This window comes from Streptomyces sp. NPDC037410 (assembly GCF_055602235.1).
This window is the reverse complement of sequence record NZ_JBVJWR010000001.1, coordinates 546,644-567,282: the sequence shown is the minus strand read 5'-3', so window position 1 is coordinate 567,282 and position 20,639 is coordinate 546,644. Positions and strand designations below refer to the sequence as shown.

Sequence of the window (20,639 nt, the reverse complement as noted above, 5' to 3'; positions counted from 1 at the left end):
CGGGGCCATTCTGTCCCGCCCACGCGGTCCGCCCCAGGCCCCGGGGCGTACGGTGTCACTCGACAGAGCAGGAGCATGGGGCGACACTTGACCCCCTGCCAGCCAGTCCCGGAGAAAGGTGTCCGAGTGCCCCGCCGCAGAATCGGCTTCTGGTACCGCCTCGCGGCGGTCATCGCCAAACCCCCCCTGGTGGTTCTGTTCAAGCGGGACTGGCGCGGCACGGAGCACATCCCGGCCGACGGCGGTTTCATCACCGCGGTCAACCACAACTCCTACCTGGACCCGCTGTCGTACGCGCACTACCAGTACAACACCGGTCGCGTCCCGCGCTTCCTCGCCAAGGCGGGCCTCTTCAAGGGCGGCTTCGTCGCCACCATGCTCCGGAACACCGGGCAGATCCCCGTCTACCGCGAGACGACCAACGCGCTCGACGCCTTCCGCGCCGCCGTCGAGGCCATCGAGCGCGGCGAGTGCGTCGCCTTCTACCCGGAGGGCACCCTCACCCGCGACCCCGACATGTGGCCCATGGCCGGCAAGACCGGCGCCGCCCGCGTCGCGCTGCTCACCCGGGCCCCCGTCATCCCGGTGGCCCAGTGGGGCGCCAACCTCGCGATGCCGCCGTACGCGAAGGAGAACAAGCTCAGCCTGTTCCCCCGCAAGACGCTGATCGTGCAGGCAGGACCGCCCGTCGACCTCTCCCGCTTCGACGGCCTCGAGCCGACGCCGGAGGTCCTGCGCGAGGCCACCGAGGTCATCATGGCCGCCATCACCGCCCTCCTGGAGGAGGTCCGCGGCGAGAAGGCCCCCGCCGAGCCGTACGACCACCGCAAGGCCCGCCTGGAGCAGCGCCGCAAGGCCGCCGGGGAAGGCGCCAAGTGACCAAGGCAGCCGTCTTCGGCAACGGATCCTGGGGCACCGCCTTCGCGATGGTGCTCGCCGACGCGGGCTGCGAGGTGAGCCTCTGGGGCCGCCGCGCCGCACTCGCCGAGGAGATCAACACCACCCGGACGAACCCCGACTACCTGCCGGGCGTCGAACTCCCGAAGGGGATCACGGCCACCGCTGACCCCGCCGAGGCCGCCGCGGACGCCGACTTCACCGTCCTCGTCGTCCCCTCCCAGACCCTGCGCGGCAACCTCGCCGCCTGGAAGCCGGTCCTCGCCCCCGACACCGTCCTCGTCTCCCTCATGAAGGGCGTCGAACTCGGCACCGCCAAGCGGATGAGCGAGGTCATCACCGAGGTCGCCGACGTGCCCGCCGACCGCGTCGCCGTCCTCACCGGCCCCAACCTGGCCAAGGAGATCGCCGCCCGGCAGCCCGCCGCCGCCGTCGTCGCCTGCTCCGACGAGACGGTCGCCCAGCGGCTCCAGACGGCCTGCATGACCCCGTACTTCCGCCCGTACACCAACACCGACGTGGTGGGCTGCGAGCTCGGCGGCGCCGTCAAGAACGTCATCGGCCTGGCCGTCGGCATCGCCAACGGCATGGGCCTCGGCGACAACTCCAAGGCCACGCTCATCACCCGCGGCCTCGCCGAGACCACCCGCCTCGGCCTCGCCATGGGCGCCGACCCGCTGACCTTCTCCGGCCTCGCGGGCCTCGGCGACCTCGTCGCCACCTGCTCCTCGCCGCTCTCCCGGAACAACACCTTCGGCACCAACCTCGGCCGCGGGATGACCCTCCAGGAGACCATCGCGGCCACCAAGCAGACCGCCGAGGGCGTCAAGTCCTGCGAGTCCGTGCTCGATCTGGGCCGCCGCCACGGCGTCGACATGCCCATCACCGAGACCGTCGTCTCGATCGTCCACGACGGCAAGCCGCCCGTCGTCGCGCTCAAGGAACTGATGTCGCGCTCGGCCAAGCCCGAGCGCCGCTGAGCCGGCCCTGTTGACCCGTACGCGCAAGGCGGCAGCGGGGCGCTCAGCAGTTCGGGAGTCGCAAGGTACGCTCATCGCGATATGAGCGAGAACACCCAGAGCCCCCGCAAGCCGCGCGTGGCCGTCGTCTTCGGCGGCCGCAGCTCCGAGCACGCCATCTCCGTCGTCACGGCGGGCGCCGTCCTGAGCGCCATCGACCGGGACAAGTACGACGTGCTGCCCATCGGCATCACGACGGACGGGCGCTGGGCGCTCACCGCCGACGCCCCCGAGCGGATGGCGATCGCCGACCGGAAGCTGCCCAACGTCGCCGAACTGGCCGAGTCCGAGCGGGGCGGCGTCGTCCTCCCCGTCGATCCGTCCAGCCGCGAGGTCGTCCTCACCGAGCCGGGGCAGGTCCCCACGGCCCTCGGCGAGGTCGACGTGGTCTTCCCCATGCTCCACGGCCCCTACGGCGAGGACGGCACCCTCCAGGGCCTCCTGGAGCTCTCCGGCGTCCCCTACGTCGGCGCGGGCGTCCTCGCCTCCGCCGTCGGCCAGGACAAGGAGTACATGAAGCGGGTCTTCACCTCCTTCGGCCTCCCGGTCGGCCCGTACGAGGTCATCCGGCCGCGCGAGTGGGAGCAGAACCCCGCCGCCGCCCGCAAGAAGATCGTCGAGTTCGCCGCCGACCACGGCTGGCCGCTCTTCGTGAAGCCGGCCCGCGGCGGCTCCTCCATGGGCATCACCAAGGTCGACGACCTCTCCGGCCTGGACGAGGCCATCGAGGAGGCCCGCCGCCACGACCCCAAGATCCTCGTCGAGTCGCTGCTGCGCGGCCGCGAGATCGAGTGCGGCGTCCTGGAGTTCGAGGACGGCCCGCGCGCCAGCGTCCCGGCCGAGATCCCGCCGGTCACCGACCACGACTTCTACGACTTCGAGGCCAAGTACATCGACTCGGCCTCCGGCATCGTGCCCGCCCCCATCGGGGACGAGGCCACCGCCGAGATCCAGCGCCTCGCCGTCCTCGCCTACGAGGCCGTGTCCTGCGAGGGCCTGGTCCGCGCCGACTTCTTCCTCACCGAGGACGGCGACTTCGTCATCAACGAGATCAACACCATGCCGGGCTTCACGCCCATCTCCATGTACCCGCGCATGTGGCAGGAGAGCGGCGTCAGCTACCCCGAGCTCGTCGACCGGCTCATCCAGGCCGCGCTGAACCGCTCCACGGGCCTGCGCTGACCCAGGAGCACGGCCCCGTGCCGCCGCGCCTCTCAGAGGCTCGGCGGCACCGCCTTGCGCACCGGGGCGGCGAGATCCGCGAGCGGCGTGGCGTCGTGCGCGTACCGCTCGTCGAGCGTCACCTCGACATACGCCTTCCGGTACGTCGAGGTGAAGCGCGGCCCGCCGCCCTCGGTGCGCTCCAGCATCCAGTCGACGCCGTTCGCCTCGACGGCCTGCGCCTTCGGGTCGCTCATCTTTTCGGGCCGGGGGACCCCGCAGCGCAGTACGATCGCACCGTCACCCCACCCGGCGGTCAACTCGGAGCCGGGCTCCGGGTCACTCCGCGCCAGACCCGCCACGGTGTCGGGAAGCTCCTTCGCCAGTGCCTGGCAGAAGGCGGCCTCCTCCGCCGGCGGGCTCGGGACCACGACGGACGCCGCGGCGTCCGGCGAGGAGCACCCGACGGCGGCCGACAGCAGGACGGCGGCCGCGACGGCGGCGGGCAGGCCGAAGGGCCGGTGGGAAGACGTCACCGGCCAAGCGTAGACGGGGGCTACAGATGAACGACCGGGCAGGTGAGGGTGCGCGTGATGCCGTCCACTTGCTGGACCTTGGCGACCACCATGCGGCCCAGCTCGTCGACGGTGTCCGCCTGCGCGCGCACGATCACGTCGTACGGGCCTGTGACGTCTTCGGCCTGGATGACCCCCGGGATCTTGGAGATGGTGTCGGCGACGGTCGACGCCTTGCCCACCTCGGTCTGGATGAGGATGTACGCCTGAACCACGGAACCTCCAGGGCGACCACGAGGATCTTGTGGGAGAAAGGGACGCCACGGTACCGCGTCGCCGCGGGCCACGGGGAGACCCGCGCGTCCGGAGGCGCTCGGGGTGTGGCGTACGCAGGACAGAAGTTGACGGTCTACTTGACGGTACCCAGCACGGTGACGGCCCGCGACCCGCGGCGCGCCCAGACGCGCCCCCGCCCGCCCGCCGGCACGAAGACACGAGGTGAGACGCGGTGAAGGGCACAGTCGGAGAGCTGGGCGAGTTCGGGCTCATCAGGGAGCTCACGTCCCGGCTCACCTCCACCCCGGCGGTACGGATCGGGCCCGGCGACGACGCCGCGGTCGTCGCCGCGCCCGACCGGCGCGTGGTGGCCAGCACGGACATCCTCCTCGAAGGACGTCACTTCCGCCGCGACTGGTCGACGGCGTACGACGTCGGCCGCAAGGCCGCCGCACAGAACCTGGCCGACATCGCGGCCATGGGCGCGGTGCCCACCGCGCTCCTCCTCGGCCTCGTCGTCCCCGCCGAACTCCCTGTGACATGGCCCACGGAACTGATGGACGGACTGCGCGACGAATGTCAGGTCGCGGGCGCGGCGGTGGTCGGCGGGGACGTCGTACGCGGCGACACGATCATGGTCTCCATCACCGCGCTCGGCGACCTCCGCAACCACGACCCGGTCACCCGGGGCGGCGCCAAGCCCGGCGACGTCGTCGCCTACACCGGCTGGCTCGGCTGGTCCGCCGCCGGATACGCGGTCCTCTCCCGCGGCTTCCGCTCCCCGCGCGCCTTCGTCGAGGCCCACCGCAGGCCCGAGCCGCCGTACCACGCGGGCCCGGCCGCCGCCGGGCTCGGCGCCACCGCCATGTGCGACGTCAGCGACGGCCTCATCGCCGACCTCGGGCACATCGCCGAGGCCAGCAAGGTCCGCATCGACCTGCGCTCGGGACTCATCGACATCCCCACCCAGATGAACGACATCGGCCAGGCCGTCGGCGTCGACCCCATGCAGTGGGTGCTCACCGGGGGAGAGGACCACGCCATCGTGGCCACCTTCCCGCCGGACGTGAAGCTCCCCGCCCGCTGGAAGGTCATCGGCGAGGTCCTCCACCCTTCGGCGCTGCCGCAGGTCACCGTGGACGGCGCGCCCTGGCACAGCGCGGGCGGCTGGGACCACTTCGGAGAGGCGGAGTGAATCCGCCCCTCGTGCTGACCGTCGCCGGATCCGACTCCGGCGGCGGCGCGGGCATCCAGGCCGACCTGAAGACGATGCTCGCGCTCGGCGTCCACGGCACGAGCGTGCTCACCGCCGTGACCGCCCAGAACTCGCGGGGCGTCCAGGGCGTCTGGGAGCTCCCCGTGGAGGCCGTGCGCGCCCAGTTCCGGGCCGTCGTCGACGACATCGGCGTCCAGGCGGTGAAGACCGGCATGCTCGCCTCCGCCGCGCTCGTGGAGACCGTCGCCGAGCTCCTCGCCTCCGTCGAGGCCCCCGTGGTCGTCGACCCGGTCGGCGTCTCCAAGCACGGCGACCCGCTCCTCGCCGAGGCCGCGCTCGACTCCGTCCGTACGAAGCTGCTGCCGGCCGCGACCGTCGCCACCCCGAACCTGGACGAGGTGACGCAGCTCACCGGCGTACACGTCGGGGGCGAGGCCGACATGCGGACGGCCGCCGAGGCGGTCCTCTCGTACGGGCCGCGCTGGGTCCTGATCAAGGGCGGACACCTGCCCACCGGCCAGGAGGCCGTGGACCTGCTCACGGACGGCACCGAGGAGCACTGGCTGCGCGCCCCGCGCCACGACAACCGGCACACCCACGGCACGGGCTGCACGCTCGCCTCGGCGATCGCCTCCGGGCTCGCCAAGGGCCTTCCCGTGCCGGAGGCCGTACGGCAGGCGAAGGAGTACGTGACGGGGGCCATCGCCGCCGGATTCGCCCTGGGCTCGGGCATCGGCCCGGTCGACCACGGCTGGCGGTTCCGCGCCTAGAGGAGGGTCCGACCGTTTCCGGGCATGGCAAAAGGCCGGTTCACCGAGGTGAACCGGCCTTTCAAGGCAACCGCAGGGGCTGCGCTACGACAGAACGTCGCGACTAGCGCGAGACCTTGCCGGCCTTGATGCACGAGGTGCAGACGTTGAGCCGCTTCGGCGTCCGACCGACCACGGCACGCACGCGCTGGATGTTCGGGTTCCAGCGACGGGACGTACGGCGGTGCGAGTGCGAAATGTTGTTGCCGAAGCCCGGCCCCTTGCCGCAGACGTCGCAGTTGGCAGCCACGGGTCACTCCAAAGACTTCAGAATTACAGTGAAATCCGGCGCACCGGAATCAGGAGTCTGAAGTGGCTTGCCGGGGGATGGCCCGGTGTGAACCGGGCAACCGAAGCAGCATACAACGCCTGCTTCCGTGGAACGAAACTACCATGGTCTGCGCGGACCTCGCCCCGGGCCCCGGTCACGAGCGGGCAGCCCCCGGTCTACCCTGCGGTGAGCTCACCGCCGAAGGAGGACCCCCCGTTGTCGCGAGCCCTTCAGCCCGACGAGGAGCTCGTCGAGCTCGACGCCGCAGCGGTCCGCACCTGGTGCGCACGGGCCTTCGACGCCCTCGGACGGGAGCGCGAGGAGATCGACGCGATCAACGTGTACCCGGTCGCGGACGGGGACACCGGCACCAACCTCTACCTGACGGCCGAGGCCGCCCACCAGGCCGTCGAAGCCGTCTTCGCCGCCTCCGCGCCCGACACCGCCGAGACCGTACGGGCCATGGCGCACGGCGCCCTGCTCGGCGCCCGCGGCAACTCCGGCACCATCCTCGCCCAGCTCCTGCGCGGCATGGCCGCCGTCCTCGCCGAAGGACGTGACGGCGATCACCTCGCCCGCGCCCTCGCCGAGGCCTCCACCGCCGCCCGGCAGGCCGTCGCCCACCCCGTGGAGGGCACCGTCCTCACCGTGGCCGCCGCCGCCGCGGACGGCTGCGCGGGCGGCGGCCCCCTCGTGGAGGTGGCCGCACGGGCCCACGAGGGGGCCAGGACCGCCCTGGAGGCGACCCCGCGCCAACTGGACGTGCTCGGCCGCGCGGGCGTCGTGGACGCCGGCGGACGCGGTCTGCTCGCCGTCCTCGGCGCGCTCGTCGAGACCGTGAGCGGCCGGGCACCGGAGCGACCGGAGACCGCTCCGAGCGGGGTACGGCTCCTCGGAGACGTACGGGCCGTGCCGGCCGCCGCCCCGCCCTGCGACGGCGAGGCGGGACCCGCCTACGAGGTGATCTACCTCCTGGAGGCCGGGGACGCCGCCGTGGACCTGCTCCGGGCCCGGCTCGACGCCCTCGGCGACTCCCTCGTCGTCGTCGGCGGCGACGGCCTGTGGAACGTGCACGTCCACGTCGACGACGCGGGCGCCGCCGTCGAGGCCGGAGTCGAGGCCGGCCGGCCCCACCGCATCCGCATCACCCACTTCGCGGCCGACGCCGCGGCCGCGACCGCACGCGGGGAACGCGCCCAGCGCGCGGTCGTCGCCGTCGTCCCCGGCGAGGGCCTCGCCGGACTCTGCGCCGAAGCCGGCGCGACCACCGTCCGCAGCAGGCCCGGCGAACCGCCCGCAGGCGACGAACTCCTGGAGGCCATCCGACGGGCGCACGCGCGCGAGGTCGTCCTCCTCCCCAACGACACCGAACTGCGCCAGACCGCGGCCGCCGCCGCCGAACGCGCCAGGGCCGAGGGCATCCGCGTCGCCCTCATCCCGACCCGGGCCGCCGTCCAGGGCATCGCCGCCCTCGCCGTCCACGAACCCGACCGGCGCTTCGACGAGGACGTCGTCGCCATGACGGCCGCCGCCGGAGCCACCCGCTACGCCGAACTCGCCGTCGCCGAACGCCGGTCCTTCACCTCCGCAGGCGTCTGCCAGGCCGGCGACGTCCTCGGCCTCATCGAGGGCGACGTCGCCGTCATCGGCAAGGACCTCACCGAGACCGCCCGCACCGTCCTGGACCGCATGCTCTCGGCCGGCGGCGAACTCGTCACCCTCGTCGTCGCCGACGACACCCCGCCCGAGCTCGCCCCCGACCTGGAACGGCACGTCCGGCGCGGCTACCTGGCCGTCGACACCACCACGTACCACGCGGGCGCGGGGGCCCCGCCGCTGCTCATCGGGGTGGAATAGGGCACGGACCCGGCGGTCGTCCACGGGCTTCGACCAGGACACGGTCCCGGTGGTCGTCCACAGGCTTCGGTCAGGACACGGTCCCGGCGGTTGTCCACACGCTTCGGCCCGGCTGTCGGTCCCGTGGTCTTCAATGGAAGGCGTGCCCGCGCTCGACGAACCACTCAAGAAGTCCCTCGGCCCCGCCACCGCCAAGGTCATGGCCGAGGCGCTCGACCTGCACACGGTCGGGGACCTCCTCCACCACTACCCCCGGCGGTACGCCGAGCGGGGGGAGCTGACCACCCTCTCCGACCTGCCGCTCGACGAGCACGTCACGGTGGTCGCGCAGGTCGCCGACGCGCGCGTGCTGACCTTCAACGGCCCCAAGGGACGCGGCCAGCGCCTCGAAGTGACCATCACCGACGGCAGCGGCCGGGTGCAGCTCGTCTTCTTCGGCAAGGGCGTGCACAAACCGCACAAGGACCTGCTGCCCGGCACCCGCGCGATGTTCGCCGGCAAGGTCTCGCTCTTCAACCGGCGCCTCCAGCTCGCCCACCCCGCCTACGAACTCCTCCGCGGCGACGGCGACGATTCCGCCGACAGCGCGGTCACCTGGGCCGGCGCCCTCATCCCGATCTACCCGGCCGCCGCCAAGCTGGAGTCCTGGAAGATCGCCAAGGCCGTCGACGCCGTCCTGCCCAGCGCCGTCGACGCCGCCGACCCGCTGCCGCCCGCCCTGCGCGAGGGCCGAGGCCTCACCGACCTCCCCGACGCCCTGCGGAAGATCCACCGCCCCCGCACCAAGGCGGACATCGCCGACGCGCGCGAGCGGCTCAAGTGGGACGAGGCCTTCGTCCTCCAGGTCGCCCTCGCCCGCCGCCGGCACGCCGACACCCAACTGCCCGCCGTCGCCCGCCGACCGGCCCCCGACGGCATCCTCGACGCCTTCGACGCCAAACTGCCCTTCACCCTCACCGACGGCCAGACGAAGGTCTCGAAGGAGATCTTCGACGACCTCGCCACCGAACACCCCATGCACCGCCTCCTCCAGGGCGAGGTCGGTTCGGGAAAGGCCCAGCCCCTCGACTCGCTCGTGCTGACCCCTGAGGGCTTCAGGAGAATGGGGGACCTTGCCGTGGGAGACCAGGTCGTGGTCCCAAGCGGGGAGATCAGCTTGGTCGACGGCGTCTTCCCCCAGGACGAGCGGGACGTATGGCGTCTCGTGCTGTCTGACGACACATCCGTGGAATGCGATGACGAACATCTGTGGATCGTCGGCACACGCTGCGCCTGGGACCGGGGACAGCCGCCGAAGGTCATGACGACTCGCGAGATCCGTGCGGACATGTTCAAGGCCAACGGTTCTTCGAAGTGGTACATCCCGGTGGCCACCCCGGTGGATCTGTCCGACGGCACGGCACCGCCTCTCGACCCCTACCTGTTCGGTTTGCTGCTGGGAGACGGATCTTTCCGGCACAACCTGCGGTTCTCGACGGCCGACGAGGAAATCCTGGCTGCCGTGGGATCCACTCTGGCTCCGGATTGCGCGGTCACACCGGTTCCCGGCTCGCGCTGCGACTACAACATCGGGCTGTCAGGCCCCAAGGGTGGCACCCGGCGGAACCCGGTGATCAGCGTGTTGCGTGAGCTCAGTCTCTGGGGGCTCACTTCGCACGGCAAGTTCCTGCCCCTCGCTTTCAAGAACACATCGATCAAGAACCGTCTTGCGGTCCTGCAAGGCCTCATGGACACCGACGGGACAGTGGATGCCCAAGGTACGAGTGTCTCGTTCTGTTCGGCTTCCCGGACACTGGCCGACGACGTGGCATGGCTGGTTCGGTCTCTGGGAGGGCGGGCTCGGGTACTGCCGAAGAAGGCGGCGTTCAACGTCTCGATCGCATTGCCGGATGAGTACGTCCCGTTCCGGCTGGCCCGGAAGGCGCGTCGCATGCGCCCGAGGCCGAAGTACAACACCTTCCGGCGGGGTATCCGTGCGGTCGAATACGTCGGGCGCAAGCCCGTGCAATGCATCAGTGTCACCGACGCGAGTCATGCCTACGTGACTGATCACTTCACGGTGACGCACAACACGATGGTCGCGCTGCGTGCCATGCTCGCCGTCGTCGACTCCGGCGGGCAGGCCGCCATGCTCGCGCCCACCGAGGTCCTCGCCCAGCAGCACCACCGTTCCGTCACCGAGATGATGGGCGAGCTCGCCGAGGGAGGGATGCTCGGCGGCGACGGCCGGGCCACCAAGGTCGTGCTGCTCACCGGCTCCATGGGCGCCGCCGCCCGCCGACAGGCCCTGCTCGACCTGGTCACCGGCGAGGCCGGCGTCGTCATCGGCACGCACGCGCTGATCGAGGACAAGGTCCAGTTCCACGACCTCGGCCTCGTCGTCGTCGACGAGCAGCACCGCTTCGGCGTCGAGCAGCGCGACGCGCTCCGGGGCAAGGGGAAGCAGCCCCCGCACCTCCTCGTCATGACGGCGACCCCCATCCCGCGCACGGTCGCCATGACCGTCTTCGGCGACCTGGAGACCTCCGTCCTCGACCAGCTGCCCGCCGGCCGCTCGCCGATCGCCAGCCACGTCGTCCCCGCCGCCGACAAGCCGCACTTCCTCACGCGCGCGTGGGAGCGGGTCCGCGAGGAGGTGGCGAACGGGCACCAGGCGTACGTCGTCTGCCCCCGCATCGGCGACGAGGAGGACCAGAAGAAGAAGTCCAAGGCGTCCCCCGAGGACGAGGCCGAGAAGCGCCCGCCGCTCGCCGTCCTCGACGTCGCCGAGAAGCTCCGCACCGGCCCCCTCACCGGCCTGCGGATCGCCGTCCTGCACGGCCGCATGCACCCGGACGACAAGGACGACGTCATGCGCCGCTTCGCCGCGGGCGAGCTCGACGTCCTCGTCGCCACCACCGTCATCGAGGTCGGCGTCAACGTGCCCAACGCCACCGCCATGGTGATCATGGACGCCGACCGTTTCGGCGTCTCCCAGCTCCACCAGCTCCGCGGCCGCGTCGGCCGCGGCTCCGCCCCCGGCCTCTGCCTCCTCGTCAGCGAGATGCCCGAGGCGAGCCCCGCCCGCCAACGGCTCAACGCCGTCGCCACCACTCTCGACGGCTTCGAGCTCTCCCGCATCGACCTCGAACAGCGCCGCGAGGGCGACGTCCTCGGCCAGGCCCAGTCCGGCGTCCGCTCCTCCCTGCGGATGCTCACCGTCATCGACGACGAGGAGGTCATCGCCGCCGCCCGCGAGGAGGCCACCGCCCTCGTCCTCGCCGACCCCGACCTCACCGCCCACCCGGGCCTGCGCACCGCGCTCGACGCGCTGCTCAGCGAGGAGCGGGAGGAGTACCTGGAGAAGGGCTGAGGCCGATGTGCCGATGGCAGCCATAAGCTATTGCGTAGGCAATGGCTCATGGAGAACGAGGACACCGATGACCCGCGTGATCGCCGGCAGCGCCGGCGGACGGCGCCTGGCCGTGCCCCCCGGCACCGGCACCCGCCCCACCTCCGACCGGGCACGGGAAGGCCTCTTCTCCACCTGGGAGTCGTTCCAGGGCCTCGCCGGGGCCCGGGTCGCCGACCTGTACGCGGGCTCCGGCGCCGTCGGCCTGGAGGCGCTCTCCCGGGGTGCCGCCCACGCCCTCCTCGTCGAGGCCGACCCCCGCGCCGCGAAGACGATCCGGGACAACATCCGGTCGATCGGCCTGCCCGGAGCCGAGCTCCGCACCGGCAAGGCCGAGCAGATCGTGACGGGACCGGCCCCGGCCGACCCGTACGACCTCGTCTTCCTCGACCCGCCCTACGCCGTCTCGGACGACGATCTCCGCGAGATTCTCCTCACACTGCGGTCAGGGGGCTGGCTGAGCGAGGATGCCCTCGTCACGGTGGAGCGCAGCACCCGAGGCGGGGAATTCGGCTGGCCCGAGGGCTTCGAACCCCTGCGGTCCCGTCGCTACGGCGAGGGAACGTTTTGGTACGGTCGCGCCGCCTCTACGTGCGAAGACGCACGATGACCGGACCGGAGAGCGAGGGACTCAAGTTGCGCCGCGCCGTCTGTCCGGGGTCATTCGACCCCATCCACAATGGACATCTCGACATCATCGCCCGCGCCTCCAAGCTGTACGACGTCGTACACGTGGCCGTGATGATCAACCAGTCGAAGCAGGGCCTCTTCACGGTCGACGAGCGGATAGAGCTCATCCGCGAGGTCACCGCCGGCTTCGGCAACGTCGAGGTGGAGTCCTTCCACGGCCTCCTCGTCGACTTCTGCAAGCAGCGCGACATCCCCGCGATCGTCAAGGGACTTCGCGCGGTCAGCGACTTCGACTACGAGCTGCAGATGGCCCAGATGAACATCGGTCTCTCGGGCGTCGAGACCCTCTTCGTCCCGACCAACCCGACGTACAGCTTCTTCTCCTCCTCCCTGGTCAAGGAAGTGGCCGCCTGGGGAGGCGACGTCTCCCATCTCGTCCCGCCGACGGTCCTGCCGAAGCTGCAGGAGCGGCTCGCGCGGAAGTGACGCGCGGCCACCGCCGCTGACGCTCCGTCACCTGGTGTCGGACGGGCGCCGACTGCCCGTACAGTCGTCCCGTCCGTCTCCATCCAGCTGTAGAGAGTGGCGAGCACCAGGTGGACGTGCAGAAGAAGCTCGACGAGATCGTCGCGACCGTGCAGGGCGCCCGTTCCATGCCCATGTCGGCATCCTGTGTGGTCAACCGCGCCGAGCTGCTCGCCCTGCTCGAAGAGGTGCGGGAGGCCCTGCCCGGCTCGCTCGCCCAGGCCCAGGAGCTCATCGGCGGCCGGGAGCAGATGGTCGAGCGGGCCCGCCAGGAGGCCGAGCGGATCATCGAGGCCGCCCACGCCGAGCGGGGCTCGATCGTCTCCGACACCCAGGTCGCCCGCGAGTCGCAGGAGGAGGCCGACCGGATCCTCTCCGAGGCCCGCCGCGAGGCCGAGGAGGTACGGGCCGAGGCCGACGACTACGTCGACTCCAAGCTCGCCAACTTCGAGGTCGTCCTCAACAAGACCATCGGCTCCGTCGACCGCGGCCGCGAGAAGCTCCTCGGCCGCGGCCCGGGCCTCGACCAGGACGGCTACGCCGACGCGGACGCGCCCGAGTACAGCGCCGACCCGCAGACGCTGATCCAGCGGGCCGACGAATACGTGGACGCCAAGCTTGGCGCCTTCGAGGCCGTCCTCAGCAAGACCCTGGAGGCCGTCGGGCGGGGCCGGCAGAAGCTGCACGGCCGGATCGCCACGGACGCCCTCGGCGAGCACATGGCCGCGCAGGACGGCCTCGGCGGCGCGGCCCACACCAGCGACGCCGACTACCTGGCCGGGCTCGCGGAGCTCTCCGACCCCGAGCCGGCCCTGCAGCCCCAGGCGCAGGCCCCGCAGATCCCCGCGCAGCAGCCCGACCCGTACGGCTACCCCCAGCAGCTCCAGCAGGACCCCGCGTACGGCTACCAGCAGCAGGACGCCTACGGTTACGCGCAGCAGGACCCCTACGCGTACCAGGGGCAGTACGGCGGCTACGAACAGCAGCAGTACGCCCCCCAGGGGCAGATGCACGCCCAGCCGCAGCAGGCCGCCGCGCTCGACGAGACCAGCTTCTTCGACACGGGCATGATCGACCTTGAGCAGCTGCGCCGGTACGAACAGGGACAGTAAGGGACACGGGGCCCGGATTGGGCCCTGAGCGAAGCGTCCAGTATCCTGGCTCTTCGGTCGCGCTATGTCCGTGATCCTTGCTGCCCACGTCTGGCAGCCTCCTCTACGCCGCAGAACGATACGAAAGCAGGAAGAGCCCTGAGTACGCGCCTCGACCACCGCAACCCCCTCGTGTTCGACACGCACGAGCTGGGGCGGCGTCCTGGTGCCCTGCAGCGGATCTCGCGTTCGGTCGAGGCGCCCGGCGGCTCCGCCGCGCTCGGCGTCGAAGGAGTCATCGGAGTGCCCCAGGGCTCCCCGGTGGAAATCGATCTCCGTCTTGAGTCGGTCATGGAAGGGGTGCTTGTCACAGGCACCGCCCGTGCATCGGCCGAGGGGGAGTGCGTAAGGTGTCTGGAGCCCGTCGAGCTCGAGCTCGACGTGGACTTCCAGGAGATGTTCTCGTACCCCGACTCCGACGACCGGGGCCGCTCCAAGGCGGCCGCGGACGACGAAGCCGAGGACGACGAGGACATGATCCCCCTCGAGGACGGCATGTTCGACCTCGAACCCTTGCTGCGTGATGCGGTGGTGCTCGCACTGCCGATGCAGCCGGTGTGCCGGGAGGACTGTGCGGGTCTGTGTTCCGACTGCGGAGCCAACCTGAACGAGAACCCGGACCACCACCATGACGCCGTCGACATCCGTTGGGCGGCACTGCAGGGACTCGCCGGTTCGCTGGGAACCGATGAGAAGGACAACATGAGCGGCAAAGCCTCTGACGGGGACGTCCGAAGCGCCGCCGAGAAGCAGGAGAAGTAGCCGTGGCTGTTCCGAAGCGGAAGATGTCGCGCAGCAACACGCGCCACCGCCGGTCGCAGTGGAAGGCTGCGGTCCCCACCCTGGTTTCGTGTGAGCGTTGCCAGGAGCCGAAGCTGCAGCACATCGCGTGCCCGAGCTGCGGCACCTACAACAAGCGCCAGGTCCTCTCGGTCTGATTGGGCTGGTGAGAGGCACGATGTCTGAGAACATCAGCGCAGCCTCGTCCCACACGCTTCTGGAAGGGCGGCTCGGGTATCAGCTCGAGTCCGCCCTTCTGGTGCGTGCGCTGACGCATCGCTCGTACGCGTACGAGAACGGCGGTCTGCCCACCAACGAGCGTCTGGAGTTCCTCGGGGACTCCGTGCTCGGCCTGGTGGTCACGGACACGCTGTACCGCACCCACCCCGATCTTCCGGAGGGCCAGCTGGCCAAGCTCCGGGCCGCGGTGGTCAACTCGCGTGCGCTGGCGGAGGTCGGACGCGGCCTTGAACTCGGCTCCTTCATCCGGCTCGGCCGGGGCGAAGAGGGCACGGGCGGCCGGGACAAGGCGTCCATCCTCGCCGACACCCTCGAAGCGGTGATCGGCGCGGTCTATCTCGACCAGGGCCTCGACGCGGCGTCCGAGCTGGTGCACCGGCTCTTCGACCCGCTGATCGAGAAGTCCTCGAACCTCGGTGCGGGCCTGGACTGGAAGACCAGCCTCCAGGAGCTCACCGCGGCCGAGGGTCTTGGGGTCCCGGAATACCTCGTCTCCGAAGAGGGTCCGGACCACGAGAAGACCTTCACTGCTGCCGCCCGCGTCGGTGGTGTCTCGTACGGCACCGGCACCGGCCGCAGCAAGAAGGAAGCGGAACAGCAGGCGGCGGAGTCCGCGTGGCGCGCGATCCGCGCGGCCGCGGACGAGCGCGTGGCGGCGGCGAAGGCCGCGGCCGACGCCGGCGGGCAGGAGCGGAAGGACGGGGCCACCCCGGCCACCGCCTGACCGCGCCGCGGTGCGGTGAGGACGGGGCCACCTCGGCTACGGCCTGACCGCGGATCCCGCACGGTGAGGGCGGGGCCCCCGGCCACCGCCTGACCGTGATCCCGCAGCTCCCGCGTTCCTTCAGCGGAGTTCTTCCCGCCCGCCCCCGCCAGGGGCGGGCGGAGCCGTTTCCGGGGGAGTGGGGCGGGCCCTCCCGGGCGGTAGGCTGGCTGGGCCTGCCCGGTGGACCGGGGCCGGAAACGCCCTGGGACCACCACCCGTACCCCCTCCGGAGGAACCCCGTGCCCGAGCTGCCCGAGGTCGAGGTCGTTCGGCGCGGTCTGGAGCGCTGGGTCGCCGGACGGACGGTGGCCGAGGTCGAGGTGCTCCACCCCAGGGCCGTACGGCGCCACCCGGCGGGCGGCGCGGACTTCGCGGCCCGGCTGACGGGGCATCGTTTCGAGGCGGCGCGGCGGCGCGGGAAGTACCTCTGGCTGCCGCTCGCGGAGACCGGCACCGCCGTCCTGGGACACCTCGGCATGAGCGGTCAACTGCTCGTGCAGCCGCAGGACGCCCCGGACGAGAAGCACCTGCGCATCCGGGTCCGCTTCGCCGACGACACCGGCAGCGAGCTGCGCTTCGTCGACCAGCGCACCTTCGGCGGGCTCTCGCTCCACGACCAGACCCCCGACGGCCTCCCGGACGTCATCGCGCACATCGCCCGCGACCCGCTGGACCCGGCGTTCGACGACGCCGCCTTCCAGAGCGCGCTGCGCCTGCGCCGTACGACGATCAAGCGGGCGCTGCTCGACCAGTCGCTGATCAGCGGCGTCGGGAACATCTACGCCGACGAGGCGCTCTGGCGGTCGAAGCTGCACTACGACCGGCCGACCGCCACCCTCACCCGGCCGCGCTCGGCCGAACTCCTCGGGCACGTCAGGGACGTGATGAACGCGGCGCTCGACGCCGGCGGCACCAGCTTCGACAGCCTGTACGTGAACGTCAACGGCGAGTCCGGCTACTTCGACCGCTCCCTCGACGCCTACGGACGCGAGGACGAGCCCTGCCGCCGCTGCGGCACGCCCATGCGGCGGCGCGCCTGGATGAACCGGTCCAGCTACTTCTGCCCGCGCTGCCAGCGCCCGCCGCGCGCCGGCGCCTGAGCCGTCAGGCCGTGACGGTCTCGGCGCGCTCGGAGTCGTAACTCTCGCGTGCCGCGATCACCTGGTCCATCCGCCCCTCCACCAGCTCGATCAGCCCGATCAGCCGCTCCGCGACCTCGCGGCCGAGCGGGGTGAGCCGGTAGTCGACCCGCGGCGGGTTCGTGGGCTGGGCCTCGCGGTGGACGAGGCCGTCGCGCTCCAGGGCGTGCAGGGTCTGCGACAGCATCTTCTCGCTCACGCCGTCGACCCGTCGCCGCAACTCGTTGAAGCGGAACGTCCCTTCGTGCAGGGCGCCCAGGGTCAGGCTGCCCCAGCGGCCCGTCACGTGCTCCAGCGTGCCGCGCGAGGGGCAGGCGCGCGCGAACACGTCGTAGGCGAGGTCGTCAGTCATGTCCTCCACCGTACTCGGACACAGCGCTTACCGCCATGTGTGCGCTAACCATCCGCTTGCGCTATCCAAAAGTTAGTGCTCTACTTCTGGTCATCACCCCGCACGCCTTTTCGAGGAGTCCTCTGTGACCACCCCCGTCGTCTCCATCGCCTACCACTCCGGCTTCGGCCACACCGCGGTCCTGGCCGAGGCCGTCCGTGACGGCGCCGCCGACGCGGGCGCCACCGTCCACCTGATCAAGGTCGACGAGATCACCGACGCCGAGTGGGAGCTGCTCGACGCCTCCGACGCGATCGTCTTCGGCTCCCCGACCTACATGGGCACCGCCTCCGGCGCCTTCCACCAGTTCGCCGAGGCCACCTCGAAGCGCTGGTTCACCGACGCCTGGCTGGACAAGCTCGCCGCCGGCTTCACCAACTCCGGCTCCAAGAGCGGCGACAAGCTGCACACCCTGCAGTTCTTCCAGACCCTGGCCGGCCAGCACGGCATGACCTGGGTCAACCTCGGCCTGAAGCCCGGCTGGAACACCACCGAGGCCTCCGAGAACGACCTCAACCGCCTCGGCTTCTTCGCCGGCGCCGGCGCCCAGACCCACAACGACCTCGGCCCGGACGGCGTCCACAAGGCCGACATCGCGACCGCCGAGCACCTCGGCCGCCGCGTCGCCGCCACCGCCCGCACCTTCGCGGCCGGCCAGGCCGCGGCCTGACAAGCCCGCGCGCGTAACGGGAAGGCCCCGTCACCTCTTCCGGTGACGGGGCCCTTCCGCGTACGGGGCTTCCGGCCCAGTGGCCGAAGAAACGGACGGACTCTGACGCCACGGCTCGGGATGCCGGTGGAGCACGGTGGTGCCAGGCTGGGAGAGGTCGCGCCCCTCCGAGCGTTCGGCTGACGACCCTGCCACACAAGGAGTCCGACATGGCCCGTGACGCAGTCCCACCCAGAACGGCCGATGCGAACCCACAGCCGTGGCACGCGGCCACGTCGGGTACGACCGTCCTCGCGGCATCACTGATGATCTTCGGTGGTGCGATGGGGATCTTCGAAGGAATCGCCGCCCTCGCCAAGGACGATCTGTTCATCGCGACGCGCCACTACGTGTTCGAGTTCAGCCTGACGGGCTGGGGCTGGGTACACCTCATCCTGGGCATCGTCATCGTCCTCGCCGGGTGCGCCGTTCTCAGCGGAGCGCTGTGGGCACGTTTCTTCGGCGTGTTCGTGGCAGGGCTCGGTGCGATCGCCAACTTCCTGTGGGTGCCGTACTACCCCTTCTGGGCCCTGACTCTGGTCGCCGTCAACATCTTCATCGTCTGGGCTCTGTGCACCGGTATGCACAGAGAGGCCGACGCCGATCTGTAGGGCGTAGACGCACTGTGGGCCGCCCCGGGTGCCGATCACGGCCCCGGGGCGGCCCACATGCATGTGCAGGGCTCTGGCCTGCGGGAATCTCAGTAGCCGAAGTCCTGGGTCCACCACGGGCCGCCGTCGCCGAAGGCGACGCCCACGCCCAGGGTGGTGAAGTCGCAGTTCAGGATGTTGGCGCGGTGGCCGTCGCTGTTCATCCAGGACGCCATCACCGCCGCCGCGTCCACCTGGCCGCGGGCTATGTTCTCGCCGCCCATGCCCGAGATGCCCGCCTGCGCGGCCCGGAGCCACGGGGTGTCGCCGTCCGGGTCCGTGTGGTCGAAGAAGCCGCGGGTCGCCATGTCCGCGCTGAACGCGCCGGCCAGCGCCGCGAGCTTCACGTCCGCGCGGACCGGGGTGCAGCCCACCTTCGCGCGCTCGGCGTTCACCAGGCGGACCACCTCGGCCTCGGCGGCCTCGCTGCGGTCCGCGGTGGAGGTGACCGCGGCCTTCTCGGTCGGCGCCGCCGTCGTCGGGGCCGGCTTCGGCGCGGGCGCCTTCGTCGTGGGCGCGGCCGTGACCTTGGGCACCACCGGCTTGGCGGTGGGGGCCTTGGTCTTCGCCGGGGTGGGCGTCGGCTTCGGCGTCGGCTTCGGCTTCGGGGTGGCCTTCGGACTCGGCTTCGCCGACGGGGAGATGTGGATCTTTCCGCCCGTCACCGGGCCGCCCGACTCCCCGGCGGGGGTCTGGGTGGCGCCGCCCTGCGTCGTCAGCTCCGGGGCCTGCCGGGTCTGGACCTGGCGCTCGCTCGTACCGGCGTTGCCGACGGTGAACGTGTCCCCGCCGGGGAGCAGACCCGAGGCGACGGCGACGGCGCCGACCGCGACCGCGGCCGAGGCGCCGAGCAGGCCGGTGCGCACGGGCCGCCGCCGGAGGGCACCCCGGCGCGGGCGGCCCGAACCGGCCGCGTAGTCTTCTGCGGCGGGTGTGGCGCCGGAGCGACGGTGGCGTCCCATCTGCTCTGCCTTCCTCTTACTGGTCTTCGCTGAGCTTTGCTGATCTTTGCTGTCGGTACCGTTCCGGATGGACAGTCGAACGGCGCGCGCCCGAACGGGTGAGGCCTGTTCGGTCCGGACTGTACGCGATGCGCAGCGGGGGCGATGTGCTCATCTGGCAATCCGCCCGTTAGCGTTCAGCCATGAGCGACGACGTACGGATGACCGCCTGGGTGCGCGGCCGGGTACAGGGAGTGGGCTTCCGCTGGTTCACCAGGGCAAACGCCTTGGAGATCGGCGGCCTGGTGGGCTTCGCCCTGAACCTCGACGACGGCCGGGTGCAGGTGGTGGCCGAGGGGGCGCGTGAGAATTGCCACCGTCTGCTCGACTGGCTCCAGTCGGACGACACACCCGGACGTGTGGACGGTGTCACTGAGATCTGGGACACGCCGCGCGGCGGCTACGACAGCTTCGCCATCCGCTGACGATCACGCTCCGACACCCCGCCCGGTGACCGAGAGCGGCTCCGGGCGGACGCGCGGTAACAGGGGCGTGACCAGCGAAGCACCTGATGGTTGCCATCTGACGCCGGGCGTGCAAGGCTGCCCCGTAAGGATGATCGCGACGCCCCCGAGGCTCCGAGTTCGAAGGCCCCGCCGCCCGCTGAGCGGCCGTGGACTCCTCGGTAGCCCTTCAAACGGGGCGTGATCGTGTTGACCGTCAAACTTTTTGGTGAGACTCTGGAAGCCCCGCGCACCTTAGCTGTTTGGCAGTGGAACCGGCACGACAAGCAGTACTGCCGAGCACCGCGGGTGCGAATCCCTCACGACCCACACCGCTTCGGTCGGTCACTCATTGTGGAGGACCATCCATCATGGCAAAGGCGCTTCTCGGTTACGTCGGCGGCTCCGACCCGCGACTCCTCGCCGAGATGCGACGGCTTCAGCAGCGTGTCCAGGACCTCGAATCCGAGCTGGTACGGATCCAGTCCGAGAACGACACGCTCGCCGCTGCCGCCGCTCAGCACCAGGGAGAGTCGCTGCTGAACAGCATCGACCTCGACGTACCCCAGGCAGAGCCTGCGCTCACCTGACAACCCAGCCCCCAGGGGCCGGGTGGAAAGCATTCTCGTCGGCGCAGCCGAACACCACACCCAGCTGATCGTGCGGAACGACGCACGTGCACGACGGCTGGACCTGCAAGGGGCGCTCCGGCGTCCCTTCTCTCTTTCACCCGCTGTTTCCCCCGCGTCCCACCCCTCCTCATCCGAGGATCTGCCCCACGTCATCGCGGGTGAAACGCACG

The 20,639-nt window shown here is 71.2% G+C and carries 23 protein-coding genes; 18 read left to right on the top strand and 5 right to left on the bottom strand.

Features of this window, described 5'->3' with window-relative positions; all coding sequences use genetic code 11:
• Positions 1 to 126: 126 nt before the first annotated feature.
• From ACZ7HT_RS02635 to ACZ7HT_RS02625, 3 genes are all read left to right on the top strand, one after another.
• Positions 127 to 879: a lysophospholipid acyltransferase family protein gene (locus tag ACZ7HT_RS02635; protein WP_471158929.1), complete on the top strand. Its 753-nt coding sequence runs from the start codon at positions 127 to 129 to the stop codon at positions 877 to 879.
• The gene (locus tag ACZ7HT_RS02630) at positions 876 to 1,877 is read left to right on the top strand and encodes an NAD(P)H-dependent glycerol-3-phosphate dehydrogenase (protein WP_471158927.1); all 1,002 of its coding nucleotides are present in this window, start codon (positions 876 to 878) and stop codon (positions 1,875 to 1,877) included. The genes ACZ7HT_RS02635 and ACZ7HT_RS02630 overlap by 4 nt, the downstream gene beginning before the upstream one ends.
• Before the next feature lie 81 nt (positions 1,878 to 1,958).
• Positions 1,959 to 3,098 carry a D-alanine--D-alanine ligase family protein gene (locus tag ACZ7HT_RS02625; RefSeq protein WP_471158925.1) on the top strand — a complete coding sequence of 380 codons (1,140 nt, stop codon included), beginning with the start codon at positions 1,959 to 1,961 and terminating at the stop codon, positions 3,096 to 3,098.
• Between the two features lie 32 nt (positions 3,099 to 3,130).
• Here the strand turns inward: ACZ7HT_RS02625 and ACZ7HT_RS02620 are convergent, their stop codons facing one another.
• On the bottom strand, positions 3,131 to 3,613 hold the full coding sequence (locus tag ACZ7HT_RS02620; RefSeq protein WP_471158923.1) for a DUF3515 domain-containing protein: 483 nt from the start codon (positions 3,611 to 3,613) through the stop codon (positions 3,131 to 3,133).
• Positions 3,614 to 3,633: 20 nt separating this feature from the next.
• On the bottom strand, positions 3,634 to 3,867 hold the full coding sequence (locus tag ACZ7HT_RS02615) for an Lrp/AsnC family transcriptional regulator (RefSeq protein WP_017947604.1): 234 nt from the start codon (positions 3,865 to 3,867) through the stop codon (positions 3,634 to 3,636).
• 233 nt (positions 3,868 to 4,100) lie between these two features.
• Between ACZ7HT_RS02615 and ACZ7HT_RS02610 the strand changes: the two genes are divergently transcribed.
• Together ACZ7HT_RS02610 and thiD are read left to right on the top strand one after the other, a co-directional pair.
• Positions 4,101 to 5,063, top strand: coding sequence for a thiamine-phosphate kinase (locus ACZ7HT_RS02610; protein ID WP_471158921.1), 963 nt, complete (start codon positions 4,101 to 4,103; stop codon positions 5,061 to 5,063).
• A complete protein-coding gene (gene thiD, locus ACZ7HT_RS02605; RefSeq protein WP_471158919.1) occupies positions 5,060 to 5,854 on the top strand; it encodes a bifunctional hydroxymethylpyrimidine kinase/phosphomethylpyrimidine kinase in 795 nt (264 codons plus the stop codon). Before ACZ7HT_RS02610 ends, thiD begins: the two co-directional genes overlap by 4 nt.
• Before the next feature lie 103 nt (positions 5,855 to 5,957).
• On the opposite strand, the gene rpmB is transcribed toward thiD, so the two are convergent.
• Positions 5,958 to 6,143 carry a 50S ribosomal protein L28 gene (gene rpmB / locus ACZ7HT_RS02600; protein ID WP_003957616.1) on the bottom strand — a complete coding sequence of 62 codons (186 nt, stop codon included), beginning with the start codon at positions 6,141 to 6,143 and terminating at the stop codon, positions 5,958 to 5,960.
• A 237-nt stretch (positions 6,144 to 6,380) separates the two neighbouring features.
• Between rpmB and ACZ7HT_RS02595 the strand changes: the two genes are divergently transcribed.
• From ACZ7HT_RS02595 to mutM, 9 genes are all read left to right on the top strand, one after another.
• Positions 6,381 to 8,021, top strand: a complete 1,641-nt coding sequence (locus ACZ7HT_RS02595) for a DAK2 domain-containing protein (RefSeq protein ID WP_471158917.1) — start codon at positions 6,381 to 6,383, stop codon at positions 8,019 to 8,021.
• Positions 8,022 to 8,154: 133 nt separating this feature from the next.
• Positions 8,155 to 11,373 carry a helicase-related protein gene (locus ACZ7HT_RS02590; RefSeq protein WP_471158915.1) on the top strand — a complete coding sequence of 1,073 codons (3,219 nt, stop codon included), beginning with the start codon at positions 8,155 to 8,157 and terminating at the stop codon, positions 11,371 to 11,373.
• A gap of 67 nt (positions 11,374 to 11,440) precedes the next feature.
• Entirely contained in the window at positions 11,441 to 12,022 is a 582-nt protein-coding gene (gene rsmD / locus ACZ7HT_RS02585) for a 16S rRNA (guanine(966)-N(2))-methyltransferase RsmD (protein ID WP_471158913.1), read from the top strand.
• 26 nt (positions 12,023 to 12,048) lie between these two features.
• A complete protein-coding gene (gene coaD / locus ACZ7HT_RS02580) occupies positions 12,049 to 12,528 on the top strand; it encodes a pantetheine-phosphate adenylyltransferase (RefSeq protein ID WP_471159052.1) in 480 nt (159 codons plus the stop codon).
• Positions 12,529 to 12,638: 110 nt separating this feature from the next.
• Complete coding sequence (locus tag ACZ7HT_RS02575) at positions 12,639 to 13,679, top strand: ATP synthase F0 subunit B (protein ID WP_471158911.1); 1,041 nt, start codon at positions 12,639 to 12,641, stop codon at positions 13,677 to 13,679.
• Positions 13,680 to 13,817: 138 nt separating this feature from the next.
• The gene (locus ACZ7HT_RS02570; protein ID WP_471159050.1) at positions 13,818 to 14,480 is read left to right on the top strand and encodes a YceD family protein; all 663 of its coding nucleotides are present in this window, start codon (positions 13,818 to 13,820) and stop codon (positions 14,478 to 14,480) included.
• A gap of 2 nt (positions 14,481 to 14,482) precedes the next feature.
• Complete coding sequence (gene rpmF, locus ACZ7HT_RS02565) at positions 14,483 to 14,656, top strand: 50S ribosomal protein L32 (protein ID WP_015036448.1); 174 nt, start codon at positions 14,483 to 14,485, stop codon at positions 14,654 to 14,656.
• 20 nt (positions 14,657 to 14,676) lie between these two features.
• The gene (gene rnc, locus ACZ7HT_RS02560; protein WP_471158909.1) at positions 14,677 to 15,462 is read left to right on the top strand and encodes a ribonuclease III; all 786 of its coding nucleotides are present in this window, start codon (positions 14,677 to 14,679) and stop codon (positions 15,460 to 15,462) included.
• A gap of 281 nt (positions 15,463 to 15,743) precedes the next feature.
• Positions 15,744 to 16,604, top strand: coding sequence for a bifunctional DNA-formamidopyrimidine glycosylase/DNA-(apurinic or apyrimidinic site) lyase (mutM, locus tag ACZ7HT_RS02555; protein ID WP_471158907.1), 861 nt, complete (start codon positions 15,744 to 15,746; stop codon positions 16,602 to 16,604).
• A gap of 4 nt (positions 16,605 to 16,608) precedes the next feature.
• On the opposite strand, the gene ACZ7HT_RS02550 is transcribed toward mutM, so the two are convergent.
• Positions 16,609 to 16,995, bottom strand: coding sequence for a winged helix-turn-helix transcriptional regulator (locus ACZ7HT_RS02550; RefSeq protein ID WP_471158905.1), 387 nt, complete (start codon positions 16,993 to 16,995; stop codon positions 16,609 to 16,611).
• A gap of 124 nt (positions 16,996 to 17,119) precedes the next feature.
• Between ACZ7HT_RS02550 and ACZ7HT_RS02545 the strand changes: the two genes are divergently transcribed.
• Positions 17,120 to 17,704, top strand: a complete 585-nt coding sequence (locus tag ACZ7HT_RS02545) for a flavodoxin family protein (protein ID WP_471158903.1) — start codon at positions 17,120 to 17,122, stop codon at positions 17,702 to 17,704.
• 209 nt (positions 17,705 to 17,913) lie between these two features.
• On the top strand, positions 17,914 to 18,354 hold the full coding sequence (locus ACZ7HT_RS02540; protein ID WP_471158901.1) for a DUF7144 family membrane protein: 441 nt from the start codon (positions 17,914 to 17,916) through the stop codon (positions 18,352 to 18,354).
• 89 nt (positions 18,355 to 18,443) lie between these two features.
• Here the strand turns inward: ACZ7HT_RS02540 and ACZ7HT_RS02535 are convergent, their stop codons facing one another.
• The gene (locus ACZ7HT_RS02535; RefSeq protein WP_471158899.1) at positions 18,444 to 19,355 is read right to left on the bottom strand and encodes a CAP domain-containing protein; all 912 of its coding nucleotides are present in this window, start codon (positions 19,353 to 19,355) and stop codon (positions 18,444 to 18,446) included.
• Between the two features lie 182 nt (positions 19,356 to 19,537).
• On the opposite strand from ACZ7HT_RS02535, the gene ACZ7HT_RS02530 reads away from it, so the two are divergent.
• On the top strand, positions 19,538 to 19,819 hold the full coding sequence (locus tag ACZ7HT_RS02530; RefSeq protein ID WP_471158897.1) for an acylphosphatase: 282 nt from the start codon (positions 19,538 to 19,540) through the stop codon (positions 19,817 to 19,819).
• A 389-nt stretch (positions 19,820 to 20,208) separates the two neighbouring features.
• Entirely contained in the window at positions 20,209 to 20,427 is a 219-nt protein-coding gene (locus ACZ7HT_RS02525) for a hypothetical protein (protein ID WP_030690660.1), read from the top strand.
• Positions 20,428 to 20,639: the final 212 nt, after the last annotated feature.

Excerpts from the sequence above, each read along its gene's own strand:
- ACZ7HT_RS02525 (WP_030690660.1), top strand. The coding sequence starts at position 20,209 with ATGGCAAAGGCGCTTCTCGGTTACGTCGGCGGCTCCGACCCGCGACTC.
- rnc (WP_471158909.1), top strand. The coding sequence starts at position 14,677 with ATGTCTGAGAACATCAGCGCAGCCTCGTCCCACACGCTTCTGGAAGGG.
- ACZ7HT_RS02530 (WP_471158897.1), top strand. The coding sequence starts at position 19,538 with ATGAGCGACGACGTACGGATGACCGCCTGGGTGCGCGGCCGGGTACAG.
- ACZ7HT_RS02625 (WP_471158925.1), top strand. The coding sequence starts at position 1,959 with ATGAGCGAGAACACCCAGAGCCCCCGCAAGCCGCGCGTGGCCGTCGTC.
- ACZ7HT_RS02540 (WP_471158901.1), top strand. The coding sequence starts at position 17,914 with ATGGCCCGTGACGCAGTCCCACCCAGAACGGCCGATGCGAACCCACAG.
- ACZ7HT_RS02535 (WP_471158899.1), bottom strand. The coding sequence starts at position 19,355 with ATGGGACGCCACCGTCGCTCCGGCGCCACACCCGCCGCAGAAGACTAC.
- ACZ7HT_RS02550 (WP_471158905.1), bottom strand. The coding sequence starts at position 16,995 with ATGACTGACGACCTCGCCTACGACGTGTTCGCGCGCGCCTGCCCCTCG.
- rsmD (WP_471158913.1), top strand. The coding sequence starts at position 11,441 with ATGACCCGCGTGATCGCCGGCAGCGCCGGCGGACGGCGCCTGGCCGTG.
- ACZ7HT_RS02590 (WP_471158915.1), top strand. The coding sequence starts at position 8,155 with ATGGAAGGCGTGCCCGCGCTCGACGAACCACTCAAGAAGTCCCTCGGC.